Annotated in this window: 4 protein-coding genes; 3 read left to right on the top strand and 1 reads right to left on the bottom strand. The window is 77.3% G+C overall.

Translation table 11 applies throughout. The features are described 5' to 3' along the window. Positions 1 to 15: 15 nt before the first annotated feature. Complete coding sequence (locus ACZ4TG_RS16495) at positions 16 to 909, bottom strand: LysR family transcriptional regulator (RefSeq protein ID WP_468163111.1); 894 nt, start codon at positions 907 to 909, stop codon at positions 16 to 18. Positions 910 to 1,501: 592 nt separating this feature from the next. Between ACZ4TG_RS16495 and ACZ4TG_RS16490 the strand changes: the two genes are divergently transcribed. Genes ACZ4TG_RS16490 through ACZ4TG_RS16480 form a run of 3 tightly spaced genes read left to right on the top strand, consistent with a single transcriptional unit; the run spans position 1,502 to position 13,797 of the window. Next, complete coding sequence (locus tag ACZ4TG_RS16490) at positions 1,502 to 8,818, top strand: SDR family NAD(P)-dependent oxidoreductase (RefSeq protein WP_468163109.1); 7,317 nt, start codon at positions 1,502 to 1,504, stop codon at positions 8,816 to 8,818. Then, entirely contained in the window at positions 8,811 to 13,448 is a 4,638-nt protein-coding gene (locus tag ACZ4TG_RS16485; protein ID WP_468163107.1) for a beta-ketoacyl synthase N-terminal-like domain-containing protein, read from the top strand. The genes ACZ4TG_RS16490 and ACZ4TG_RS16485 overlap by 8 nt, the downstream gene beginning before the upstream one ends. Further along, the gene (locus ACZ4TG_RS16480) at positions 13,438 to 13,797 is read left to right on the top strand and encodes an acyl carrier protein (RefSeq protein WP_468163105.1); all 360 of its coding nucleotides are present in this window, start codon (positions 13,438 to 13,440) and stop codon (positions 13,795 to 13,797) included. Before ACZ4TG_RS16485 ends, ACZ4TG_RS16480 begins: the two co-directional genes overlap by 11 nt. Positions 13,798 to 13,802 lie beyond the last annotated feature (5 nt).

Here is a 13,802-nt window from a genome sequence, read left to right as displayed (position 1 = left end):
CACCGGCATGGCGGGTCATCGGGTGGGTTCCCGGACGGGCCCGTTGTGGCGCGCGTGCGCGATGAAGGCGCGGGCCGCGCGGCTGAGCTGCCGCCGGGCGTGCGCGATGCCCACCGGGCGCAGCAGCGGCGGGGTGAAGGAGCGGATCTCCGCACGGCTGCCGAAGGCCCGCGTGACGACGTCCCGGTACCAGATGAGGGAGCCGCGCCCGTCCGTGACCCCGGTGACCCAGGCGAGACGCTCGTCCACCTCCAGCGACGGGACGGGCCGCACCCCGAGGCAGCTGAACATGGCCTCCATCTCGGTGCGCCGGCCGCCGCCGGGGCGGGGCAGCACCATCGGCAGCCCGTCGAGCATCCGGAACGGCACCGGGTCCGGCAGCCGGGAGCCGATCGGCGAGATCAGCACCACCTCGCGCTCCTGGATGAAGTGCGTGGACAGCTCCTTGTCGAGCGGCAGGTCGACCAGCGCCAGCTCCGCCCGTCCGTCGGCCAGCTCCTGGACCAGGGCCTCCCGGCTGCCGTGCTGCGAGAGCCGTACGTCCACGCCGGGATGCCGTTCGGTGAACGAGGGGATCAGCTCGGCGGCCAGGTCGAGGGCCAGGGTCGGGGTGGTGACGAGGACGAGGGTGGCGCGCGCGGTGTCGCCGTGGGCGGTGCCTATGTCGTCGATCGCCTCCACCGCGTCGAGGACGGTACGGGCCAGCCTGACCACCCTGGACCCCTCCGGAGTGAGGTCCACTCCCCTGCCCCGGCGGGCGAGGAGTTCCACCCCGAGGTCACGCTCCATGGCCTGGACGGCCCGGGACAGGGCGGACTGGGCGACGAAGACCGAGGCGGCCGCGCCGGTGATGGAGCGGCAGTCCGCGACGGCGACGAGGTAACGAAGCTGCGCGAGTGTGGGGGTCATGACCGGACGGTAACCGCGCGGTGCCGTACCTGTAAGGGGCAGCATGGTGAACAACTGCCGGACTCCGGCGGGGCGTTCATGCCCGGTCGGCGAAAAGGCATGCCGGCGCGGCATGAAGACACGCGTCACCGTACGCCGGACCGCGCACCGCCACCGGCCCGCCCGGGCGGACATCCGCGCAGGCCGGGTGCCCGTCGGGGGCGCGCGGCGGCACCGGACGGGGCCCGTCCGGGCCTGTCGGCGGCCGCCCCGGGAGCGGAGGAACGCGTTCTGCATGCCGGTTGACAGTGCACGGCCACCCCCGCACGATGCATCCCTGCGCCAGGGAAATTGACCCACGCTCAAGCCCGCCGTCACCAGTGGCGGGTCGCCCGGCAGCATCACGCACCGCGTCCGGCGGAACCTCGCCCCGGCGTCCTGCCCGTAGCGCCCGCCACCCCGGCAGGACCCCACCGCCCTCGCGGGCCCTCGTACGGGCTCCAACGGGTGCGGTGCCGCGCCCGGCAGCAAGCCATGTGACACAGCACTTGTGACACAGCACTTATGAGCCAGCACTGGAACGCACCGGAACGCACCGGAAAGAGGAGCGCCCGTGACCCCCCAGCCAGCCGCGACCCCCCAGCCGGCACAGCACGCACAGCCCGCGCGGCCCGCCGCCGACCGGGACCTCGTCGTCGCGGTCGGCCCCTTCGAGGAACCGCACCCGCGGATCGTGACCGCCGCCGAACGGGCCGGCGCCCTCGGCCTGCTCGACCTGGGCCGGGACGCCGCCGCCGCGCGGGCCGCCTTCGCGGAGCTGGCGCGGAGGCTGGAGGGCCGCCCCTACGGGGCGCGGGTGCCGGCGGGCTGTCCGCTGGGCCCCGGGAACCTCCCGGCCGCCGTCGACACGGTGCTGCTCGCCGCCCCCGCGGAGCACACCGCGGACCGGGTGGCCGCCTGGGCCGGCGCCGCCGGTGCGCCCAGGGTCTGGGCCGAGGTCACGGATCCGGTGGAGGCCCTGGAGGCGGTGGCCGCCGGGGCCGCCGGGCTCGTCGCCAAGGGCCACGAGGCCGGCGGCCGGGTCGGCGGGGCCACCACCTTCGTACTGCTCCAGCGGCTGCTGTCCGAGCCCCGGGTGGCGGTGCCCGTGCTGGCGTACGGCGGCATCGGGCCGCACACGGCGGCCGCGGCCGTCGCGGGCGGAGCCGCCGGGGTGCTGCTCGACGTACAACTGGCCCTGACGGTCGAAGGGGTGGCCGCGCTGCCCGGCGAGGTCGTGGCCGCGCTGCGGGCCATGGACGGCTCCGAGACCCGGCTCGTGGAAGGGCACCGGGTGTTCGCGCGGCCCGATCTGCCGCCGCCCGAGGGGCCGCCCGCGGCCCTGCTCGGCGCCCGGGACCTGCGGGCCCAGCTGCTGCCCGTGGGCCAGGACGGGGCTGCGGCCGCCCGGCTGGCGGACCGCCACCGCACCACGGGCGGGGTGCTCCAGGCCGTACGGACCGCCGTCACCGGGCACCTGGCGGCCGCGGCGGCGGCCCGGCCGCTGCTGCGGCCCCGGCCCGTGGCGCAGGGCCCGATGACCCGGGTGAGCGACCAGGCGGCGTTCGCCGAGGCGGTGGCCGCCGAGGGCGGTGTCCCGTACCTGGCGCTCGCCGTGATGGAAGGGCCGGACGTACGCCGCCTCCTGGCCGAGACCGCCGAGCGGCTCGGGGACCGGCCCTGGGGTGTGGGCCTGCTCGGATTCGCCCCGCCCGAACTGCGCCGGGAGCAGCTCGCGGCCGTGGCGGGCGTCCGGCCGCCGTACGCCGTCATTGCCGGCGGCACCCCGGCACAGGCGGCGCCGCTGGAGGCGGCCGGAACCCTGACCCATCTGCACGTGCCCTCGCCGGGTCTGCTGGAGCGGTATCTCGCCGAAGGGGCGCGGCGGTTCGTGTTCGAGGGGCTGGAATGCGGCGGCCACGTCGGGCCGCGCGCCTCGTTCCCGCTGTGGGAGGAACAGATCGAGCGGCTGCTGACCTGCCCCGAACCGGCGGCCCTGGACGTGCTGTTCGCGGGCGGCATCCACGACGCGCGCTCCGCGGCGATGGCGGTCGCGGCCGCTGCCCCGCTGGCCGAGCGGGGGGCGCGGGTCGGCGTACTGATGGGCACGGCCTACCTGTTCACGCGGGAGGCGGTGGCCGCGGGCGCGGTGCTGCCGGGGTTCCAGCGGGCGGCGGTGGAGTGCGCGGACACCGTGCTGCTGCACACCGCGCCGGGGCATGCCACCCGGTGCGCGGCCACCCCGTACGCCGGGACCTTCGAGGCCACCCGGCGGCGGCTCGCCGAGGGCGGGACCGAGCCGCGCGAGATGTGGGAGGAGCTGGAGCGGCTGAACCTGGGGCGGCTGCGGATCGCCAGCAAGGGGCTGCGCCGGGGCCCGGCCGGACTGGAGCCGGTGGGCGGGGAACAGCAGTGGGAGGACGGGCTGTTCATGCTCGGACAGGCCGCCACCCTGAGGTCCGCGACCACGACGGTCGCGGAGCTGCACGCCCAGGTCACCCGGGGGGCGACGGAGCTCCTGGAGCGGCGGGCCCGGGAGCTCGCCGGGCCCGCGGCTGACCCCGCGGACCAGGGCGGGCCGCTCGACGTCGCCATCGTCGGGATGGCGTGCGCCTATCCGGGCGCGCCCGACCTCGCCGCCTACTGGGCAAGGATCCTGGCCGGGACGGACGCCGTCACGGAGGTCCCGGCCGAGCGCTGGGATCCGGCGGTGTACTACGACCCCGACCCCGCGCGGGCCGGGGAGCGGACCCCTTCGCGCTGGGGCGGCTTCCTCGCGCCGATGCCCTTCGACGCCCTCGCGCACGGGATCCCGCCGGCCGCCCTCGCCGGGATCGAGCCGGTGCAGCTGCTGGCGCTGGAGATCTCGGCGCGGGCGCTCGGCGATGCCGGATACGGCAAGGACCGGGAGTTCGACCGCTCGCGCACCTCGGTGGTCTTCGGCGCGGAGGCCGGGACGGAGCTGGCGGGCGCGTACGGTCTGCGGGCGCTGCACCCCGCCTACCTGGGCGAGCTGCCGCCCGAGCTGGACGAGCAGCTGCCCCGGCTGACCGAGGACTCGTTCCCCGGGATCCTCGCGAACGTGATCGCGGGCCGGGTCGCCAACCGCCTCGACCTGGGCGGCGCCAACTGCACGGTCGACGCCGCCTGCGCCTCGTCGCTGGCCGCTCTGGACCTGGCCTGCCGTCAGCTGCGCGACGGGGACAGCGACATGGTGCTGTGCGGGGGCGCCGACGTGCACAACGGCATCAACGACTACCTGATGTTCGCGTCCGTGCGCGCCCTGTCGCCCGGGGGCCGCTGCCGGCCCTTCGACGCGGGCGCCGACGGGATCGCGCTCGGCGAGGGGGTGGGCGCGCTGGTACTGAAGCGGCTCGCGGACGCGGAACGGGACGGCGACCGGGTGTACGCCGTGATCAAGGCGGTCGGCGCGTCGAGCGACGGCCGGTCGCTGGGGCTCACCGCCCCGCGGCCGGAAGGCCAGCGGCGGGCGCTGGAGCGGGCCTACGCACGCGCCGGGATCTCTCCGGCCGAGGTGGGGCTGATCGAGGCGCACGGCACCGGCACCGTGGTCGGCGACAGCACCGAACTCACGGTGTTGAACGAGGTGTTCGCCGAGGCGGGGGCCGCGGCCGGCTCCTGTGCGGTGGGCTCGGTGAAGTCGCAGATCGGGCACACCAAGTGCGCGGCCGGACTCGCCGGACTGATCAAGGCGGCGTGGGCGGTGCACACGGGTGTCCGGCCGCCGACCCTGCACCTGGAGACACCGAACGCGGCCTGGCGGGCCGGCGCCGGCCCCTTCGCCTTCGACACCGAGGCCCGGCCGTGGGCGGCGCCGGTCGAGCGGCGGATCGCGGGAGTGAGCGCCTTCGGCTTCGGCGGCACCAACTACCACGCGGTGCTGGCGGGTTACGGGGGCGCTCCGGAGCCGCAGCACGGGGTGGCGCAGTGGCCGGCCGAGCTGTTCTGTTTCCGCGGCGAGGACCGGCGGGCGGCGGGCCGGGCCATGGCGCGGCTGGCGGCGCGGCTCGTGGAGAACGACGGCGCCGTGCGGCCGTGGGCGCTGCGGGACCTGGCCGCGGAGGCGGCGTCCGGTTCGGGTCCGGTACGGGTGGCCGTGGTCGCCGCCGATCTGGACGAGCTGGCGGTCCGGCTGGAGCAGGCGCGGGGCTTCACGGCGGGCCCGGGGGTCCACGTACGGGAGGAGTCGGCGGACCCGGGCCGGGTGGCGTTCCTCTTTCCCGGCCAGGGCAGTCAACGCATCGGCATGCTGGGGAACTTGTTCACCGCCTTCCCCGAGCTGCGGGAGCTGTTGGACGGGGCGCCGGCGCCGGTGGTCTCGGCGGTGTTCCCGGCAGCGGCGTTCAGCGCCGGGGAGCGGTCCGCGCAGCGGGCGGCGGTCACCGACACCCGGGTCGCGCAGCCTGCCCTCGGCCTGGCCGGGGCGGCGGCGCACCTGCTGCTGGGACGGCTCGGGGTGCGGCCGGACTGTGTGGCCGGGCATTCGTACGGGGAGCTCACCGCGCTGTGGGCGGCCGGGGTGTACGGCACGGAAAGCCTGCTGCGGCTCAGTGCGCGCCGGGCCGAGGCGATCCTGGCCGCCGCCGGGCCGGATCCGGGGGGCATGGCCGCGGTGACGGCAGCGCCTGCCGAGGTGGCGGAGATCGCGGCGCGGGCCGGGTGCGTGGTGGCGAACCACAACGCGCCGTCCCAGTGCGTGATCTCGGGCCGGACGGCCGCGGTGTCGGCGGCGGTGACCGCGCTGCGGGAGGCGGGGCTGTCGGCCGAACCCCTCCCGGTGGCCTGCGCGTTCCACAGCGAGGTCGTGGCGGGCGCAGCGGACGCGCTCGCCGGGGAACTGGCCGGGACGGCGGTGGCCGGCGCCGCGCTCCCGGTCTGGTCGAACACGACGGCCGCCCCCTACCCCGCCGATCCCGCGGGCGTACGGGAGCTGCTGGCGGGCCAGGTGGCGCGGCCGGTCCGCTTCGTGGAGCAGGTGGAGGCGATGTACGCGTCCGGCGTCCGGACGTTCGTGGAGGCCGGTCCGGGCCGGGTGCTGTCGGGCCTGGTGACCCGCATCCTGGGCGACCGCCCCCACACGGTGGTCCCGCTGGACGTACCGGGCGAGCACGGCCTGGTCCGCCTGGTCACGGCGGTGGCGGAGCTCGTGGCGGCGGGCGTCCCGGTCGACCCCGAGCAGTTGTTCCGCGGCCGGACGGCGCCGCTCCCGGACCGCGCGCCGCGCCGCCCCGGCTGGCTCGTGGACGGCCATCTGATCCGCACCTCGGCAGGTTCCCCGATCCCGGGCGGCCTGCGCCCGGCCCACCGCATCTCCCGTCCGGAGGCACCCATGACAGCCCAGCCCTCGGCCCCCGCGGCCGGCCCCTCCGCCGCCCTCCCGGCGCCGGCCGCTCCCGGGGGCGGCGGTGGCCCGCGGGACGAGGCGGTACTGGAGTACCTGCGCGGTTCCCGCCTGCTGATCCAGGCCCAACGGGAGGTACTGCTGGGCTACTTGGGCGCCGCTACGGCCGCCCCGGCTGCTCCTGCGACCGGTGTGGCGGCCGTGGGCGGCGACCCGGACCCCTGGCTGACCGGCGCCTGGCCGTCCGAAGCGCCGCAGCCCGGCCTGTGGGAGCCCGGCCCCGCCGAATCCGGCCCCTCGGATGCAGGCCCTGCGGATTCAGGCTCCGCAGATTCAGGCTCCGCGGATTCAGGCTCCGCGGATTCAGGCCTGTGGCAGCCCGACCGCGTCAACGGCTGGGACCCGGCGGCGGTGGCGCAGTCGCCCGGCGGCTCGGCGATGCCCGGCGGCTCGGCCGACGGGGCGGGGCCGGCGGGCGGCCCGACCCGTGCGTGGGAGCCCGGGCGGGCCACCGCCGAGGCGCCGGCGGACGCGGCCCGGCCGGGCGGGGCGGTGGCGACCGCCGACGAGGTGATGGAGGTGATCCTGGAGATCGTGCACACCCGCACGGGATACCCGCTGGACATGCTCGAACCCGACCTGGATCTCGAAGCCGACCTGTCCATCGACTCCATCAAGCGGGTCGAGATCATCGGCGCCCTGGCCGACCGGATCGGCCTCGCCGGGGATCCGGGCGGTTCCGCCGAGTCCGCCGAGTCCGCCGGTTCCGCCGTCGAGGAGCTGTCCCGCGTCAAGACCCTGCGCGGGATCGTGGAGTGGGTCACCACCCGCACCGCCGCCCCGGCCGACGCGCCACCGGAGCATCCCGCCGGGCCGGACCCGGAGCCCGTACGGGCCGCACCGGCCGGCGCCCCGAGCCCGGCCGGCCCTCCCCGCGCCGCCTCCACCGGTGGGCCCGCGCCCGCGCCCACGGCCCTCCCCGCGCCCGTCCCCACTGCGGCGCCGCTGCTCCGGATGCGGGTGGACCTCGTCCCCGCCCCGGCGCCCGACGGGGACCCGGAGAGCCTGCGCGGGCTGCGGATCGGCGTCGTCGAGGACGGCCAGGGGGTCGCCCCGGCGCTCAGCGGGGCGTTGGAGGCGTACGGGGTCCGGGTGCGGCTGCTGGCCGAGGCCGAAGCCGGCTTCGACGGGATCGTCGACCTCTCCGCCCTGCGGGCCGGCCAGGGCCTGGGGCAGGAGGCCGTGCTGCCGGCCGCGTTCCCCGGTCTCAAGCGGGCTCTGACCGGCGGCGTCCGCCGACTGGTCCTCGCCGCCGGCCCCGACACCGGACTGCACGGCTTCGCCCGTAGCGCCGCCCTGGAGTTCCCCGCCGCCTCGGTCCGGGCCGTCGGGATCCACCCCAAGGAGGACCCGGAGCGCATCGCGGCCCAGCTCCTCGCGGAGCTCGCCGACGACGGTGCCCGCGGCCGTGACGGCAACGGCAACGGCGACCGCGGCAGTACGGGCAACGGGCCGGGCCCCCTCACCCCGGCCGACCCCCTCGCCTCCCCGGCCCCGGCCGGGCCCCTCGCCTCCGTCGCCTACACCGCCGACGGCGTACGGGTCACCGCCCGCCCGGTACCGGCGGCTCTCGGCGCGCCCCCCGGAGGGCCTGCGCCACTCGGGCCCGGCTCCGTCGTCCTGCTCACCGGCGGCGCCCGCGGCATCACCGCCCGGACGGCCCTCGCGCTCGCCCGCGCCACCGGATGCCACGTCGAGCTGGTCGGACGTACGCCCGCGCCCCTGGGCGCGGACACCGCCGACGACGACCGGTTCGGGCAGGCCACCGACCGGGTCGCCCTGCGCGCCGCCCTGATCGCCTCGGGCCTGCGCACCCCCGCCGAAATCGAGGCCGCCGCCTCCCGGATCCTCGCCGAGCGCGAGGTACGGGCCACCCTCGACTCCCTCGCCGGCGTCGCCGCCTCGGTCCGCTACCACTGCGCCGACGTCACCGACGCACGGGCCGTACGGGCCGTCGTGGCCGACGTACGGGCCCGGCACGGCCGGCTCGACGGCATCGTGCACGGCGCCGGGATGCTGCGCGACGGTCTGCTCCGGGACAAGGAACCGGCCGCGTTCGAGGCGGTGTTCGCCGCCAAGGTGTCCGGCGCCCGGCACCTCGCCGCAGCGGCCGCCGAACACGGCGATGCGCCGGCCCCCGCCTTCCTGGCCCTCTTCGGCAGCGTCTCCGGGGTGTACGGCAACCGCGGCCAATGCGACTACGCCGCCGCCAACGACGCCCTCGACGGTCTCGCCCACGCCTGGTCCGCCACCTTCCCCGGACGGGTGCTGGCCGTCGACTGGGGCCCCTGGGCGGCCGAGGCGGGCGGCATGGTGACCCCCGAGCTGGAGCGCGCGTACGCCCGCCGCGGGATCCCCCTCATCGCCCCGGAGGCCGGGACCGCCGCCTTCCTCGCGGAACTCGCGCACGGCAGCGACGTACAGGTCGTCCTGGCGGCGGAGGAAGGGGACGGTGACGGCCGTGGCTGACCGCCGGCAGCGCGGCCCTCGGCCGACGGACGCGGCGATCGTCGGGATGGGCGCGGTGTTCCCGGGCGCCGCCGACCTGGCGGCCTACCGCCGCAACCTGCTCGCCGGTACGGACTCCATCGGCGAAGTCCCGCCGGAGCGATGGGATCCGGAGGTGTACTACGACCCGAGCGGCGCCGCCGGTCCCGCGCGCGGGGACCGCTTCTACTGCCGGCGCGGCGGCTTCGTCGACGGCCTCGCCGCCTTCGACCCGACCCGCTTCGGGATCATGCCGGCGGCGGTGGAGGGCGCGGAGCCCGACCAGATGCTGGCCCTGCACGCGACCGCCGAGGCCGTCGCGGACGCGGGTGGCGAGGCACGGCTGCCCGAGGACCGGTCGCGGATCGGTGTGGTGCTGGGGCGCGGCGGGTTCATGGGCGTGGCCACCGCCCGTCTCGACCAACGAGTGCGGACCGCACACCAGTTGGCGCAGACCTTGCGGGAGCTCGCACCCGAACTGGACGAGGGCCGGATCGCGCGGGTGCGCGCCGCCTTCCAGGACGCGCTGGGCCCGGAGCGGCCCGACGCCTCGATCGGGCTCGTGCCGAGTTTCACCGCCGCCCGGACGGCCAACCGGCTGGACTTCCGCGGTCCCGCCTACACGCTGGACGCCGCCTGCGCCTCCTCGCTGCTCGCCGTGGACCAGGCGGTCGCCCTGCTGGCGGGCGGGCGGTGTGACGCGGTGGTCGCGGGGGCGGTCCACCACTGCCACATCGCCACCCTGTGGAGCGTGTTCACCCAGCTGCGGGCGCTGAGTCCGACCGAGCGGATCCGCCCCTTCGACCGCAGGGCCGACGGAACCCTGCTCTCCGAGGGCACCGGTGTGGTGCTGCTCAAGCGGCTGGCCGACGCGGAACGGGCCGGCGACCGGATCTACGCGGTGATCCGGGGCACCGGTGTGGCCGGGGACGGCCGGGCCGCCAGTCTGATGAGCCCGCTCGTCGCGGGCCAGGTCCAGGCGCTGGAACGGGCCTGGCGGGAGGCGGGGCTGGATCCGCGTTCCCCCGGAGCCCTGGGGCTGCTGGAGGCGCACGGCACGGGCACCCCGGTGGGCGATGTGGCCGAACTGGACACGCTGGCGCAGGTGTTCGGCCCCTCGGGCTCCGCCGGGCCGCCGATCGGGTTCGGTTCCGTCAAGTCCATGCTCGGCCACACCATGCAGGCCTCGGGCATGGCCGGGCTGATCAAGGCCGCGCTCGCCGTGTACGAGGGGGTGCTGCCGCCGACCCTGCACCTGGAGGAGCCCCACCCGGACCTGGCCCGCACCCGGATGCGGCCCGTGACGGCGGCCGAGCCCTGGGAACGGGGGCCCGGGCCGCGCCGCGCCGGGGTCAACGCGTTCGGCTTCGGCGGGATCAACGCGCACGCGGTGCTGGAGGAGGCGCCGGGCACCGCGCGCCCCGCGCCGCCGGTACGCCGCTTCCTGCCCCTGGGCCCGTCCGGCGCGGCCGTGGTGGGGGCGGGCGCGCGGGACGACGTACTCCTGCTCGCGGCGGACGGTCCGGCGAAGCTCGCGGAACTCCTGTCGGGTCCGCCGGTGTCGGGCGGGGACGGCCCCTGCCGGCTCGCGGTGGCCGGACCCACCCCGCAGCGTCTGGCCCTGGCCGCGAAGGTGCTGGCGCGGGGGCGGACCTGGCGGGGACGGGGGGACGTGTGGTTCACGCCCGAACCGCTGGGCGGCCGGGTGGCGTTCCTCTTCCCCGGCCTGGAACCGGAGTTCGCGCCCGCCGCCGACGACGTGGCGGACCGGCTCGGCCTGGACCGGCCCTCCTTCCGGCGGGGCGGTGAGCTGATGGAGCGGGCCCTGGACGCGATCGAGGCGGGCCGGTTCTTCGCCCGCGCCCTGGGTGAACTGGGCGTCGAGGCCGATGTGCTGGCGGGCCATAGCCTGGGCGAATGGGCGGCGATGGTGGCCGCCGGGATGTATCCGGCGGAGGCCGCCGACGCCTTCCTCTCCTCGCTGCGGCCGGGTTCGCTGAAGGTGCCGGACCTCGTGTACGCGGCGCTGGGGTGCGGGGCGCAGCGGGCGGAGGCGGCGCTGCACGGCGTCCACGGGGTGGTGGTCAGCCATGACAACTGCCCGCACCAGTCGGTGGTCTGCGGTGATCCGGCCGGGGTCGGGCAGGTGCTGGCGAGGTTGCGCGCGGAGGGGGTGCTGGGTCAGGAACTGCCGTTCCGGTCGGGGTTCCACACGCCGATGTGGGAGCCGTACCTCGGGCAGGTCGGCGCGGCCTTCGACCGGCTCCCGCTGCGGTCGGCCCCGGCCGGCCGGGTGTGGTCGGCGACGACGGCCTCCCCCTTCCCGGCGTCCCCGGCCGAGGTCCGGGAGCTGGTGGTGCGGCACCTGCTGGAGCCGGTGCGGTTCCGGGAGCTGACGCTGCGGCTGTACGAGGAGGCGGGCGTCCGCAGCTTCGTCACACTGGGCCCGGGGAGCGTGCCGGGGTTCGTCGAGGACACCCTGCGCGACCGCCCGCACCTGTCGGTCGCCGCCTCCTCTCCCCGGCTGACGGGCCTGGCCGCGCTGCGGCGCGTCTGCGCGGCGCTGTGGACGGAGGGCCACGACCCGAAGTGGGACCGCCTGGAGCCCGCGCCGGTCCGGGGACCGGGCGGGCCCCGCGAGGCTGCCCGGCCCGCCGCCGGCCGCGCGGGGCGGGCCGTGCCGCTGAACCTCGGCTCCCCGCTGGTCCGCCTCGGCGCGGCGGCCCGGGCGCTGCCGGCCCTGGGCCCGCGCGAGGCCGCTCCCGCACCGCCCGCCCCGCCCCCCGCCGGAGCGCGACCGGCCGGAGCGCGACAGGCCGGCCCCCGCCCCGGACCGGCCGCCGACGGCCGTGCCCCCCGTACGGCCGGCCCCGGCGCGGCCACAGCGGGACGCGCGGGACCCCCGGCGGGCGCCGGCGCGGCGGGCGACGGCCGCGCCGCGGCGCACCGCACGGGGGAACCACAGCGGAAGGCGGCTCCGCGCGGGGCCGTCGACCCGGCGGCGGAGCCGGGGAGGGCCGCGCAGCCCGGGAGTTCCGCGGAGCCGGGGAAGGCCGCGCAGGCTCCGGGCAGGGTTTCGGGGAAATCCACCCTGCGGCTCAGCCTCGCCACCCTCCCCTGCGTGCGCGACCACCGGGTCTACCTCCAGCCCGACGGCTGGCCGGAGGAGTCCGACTGGTTCCCCGTCGTGCCCATGACCACCATGCTGGAGCTGGCCGCCCAGGCCGCGCAGCGCCTCGTCGGGGCGCACGGCGGCCCGACGGCCGTCCTCGGCTACGAGGACGTCCGCGCCCTGCGCTGGCTTCCCGTCGAGCCCGCCGTCGACATCGGGGTCGAGGCGACTGCCCGCCCCGACGACCCCGGGCGGGTCCACGTCCGCCTCGGCGACCACGCGAGCGTGACGGTCCTGCTGGGGCGGGGCGACGGGCAGCGGCCCGCCCCCGATACCACCCCGCTGCGCGACCCGGGGCCCGCCCCGGTGAGCGCCGAGGCGCTGTACCGCGACCGCTGGATGTTCCACGGCCCCCGGTTCGCCGGGGTCCACGAGGTCCGGACCGTCGCCGCCGACGGCATCCGCGGGGTGCTGCGCGTGCTCCCCGACCCCGGCGCCCTGCTCGACGCCGCCGGGCAGCTGTTCGGGCACTGGATGCAGCTGCGGTTGCCCGTCGACCGCCTGGTGTTCCCCGCCTCCGTCGACCGCATCCGTTTCTACGGGCCCCCGCCCGCCCCGTACGCCCTGCTCGACGCCACCGCCCGGATCCGCGAGGTGCGCGGGTCCGCCGTGCGCGGGGACCTCGAACTCCTGGACCCCGCCGGTCGGGTGTGGGCCCGGATCGAGGGCTGGACGTACCGCCGCTTCGGCGCCGACGAGCGGGTCTGGCCGATGAAGTTCACCCCCGAGGTCTGCGGGATCGGTGAGCCGCAGCCCGCCGGCTGGTGCCTGGCCCGGCGCCGGTGGACGGATCCCGCGTCCCAGGAGCTGGTGATGCGCCGCTACCTCGGCGCCGCCGAGCGCACCGCGTACGAGCGGGTGTCGCCGCGCGCCCGCCCCGGCTGGCTGCTGGGCCGGATCGCCGCCAAGGACGCGCTGCGGCAGCTGCTGTGGGACGGCGGGGCCGGGCCGGTGTTCCCGGTCGAGGTGCCCGTCGGCAACGACCCTTCGGGGAGGCCACTGGCCGGGGGTCCGCTGGTCCGCGGCCACCGCCTCTCCCTCGCCCACAAGGACCGGATCGCGGTCGCCCTGGCCCACCCCTCCCGGCCCGTCGGTATCGACGTGGAGACGGTGACCACCGACCCCGACGCCCTGATCCGGATCGCTCTGGGCCCCGGCGAACTCCGCCTGGCGCAAGGGCTGGCGGCCGACGGCGCCGGACTGCCCGCCGCGCTCACCGCGTTGTGGTGCGCCAAGGAGGCCGCCGCCAAGGCGGCGGGGACCGGCCTCGGCGGACGCCCCCGGGACTGGCGGGTGGCGGGCGATCCGGGCTCCGGCGGGCTGCGGGTCCTGTCCCCCGCGGGAGACGCCCACCAGGTCCGCACCGACACCATCCCGGCAAGCCCCACGACCCTCCTCGACCACATCGTCGCCTGGACGGAGCCCCACCATGACCACTGACACGATCCTCGCCGAGATCACGAGCATGCTCGTGGAGATCGTCGGCGACGAGTTCCTCCTCGCGGAAGGAGTCACGATGCGGACGACCTTCAACGAGGACCTCGCCCTGGAGAGCATCGAGTTCGTCGCCCTCGCCGAGCTCCTGCACCACCGCTACGGCTCCGAGGTGGACCTGATGGGCTTCCTCGCGGAGAAGGACATGGATGCGATCCTCGCCATGTCGGTCGGCGAACTCGTCGAGCACATCGCCCGGATCGCCCACACCTCCCTGTCCCGCGCCGCCGCGGCCTCCCCACCAGCGCCCGCCACGGCCTGCGCACCGGCCGCCGCCCCCGCCTCGGCCGGCTGAGCGCG

This window comes from Streptomyces sp. NPDC028314 (assembly GCF_055565795.1).
This window is presented reverse-complemented; position numbering and strand designations above follow the sequence as displayed.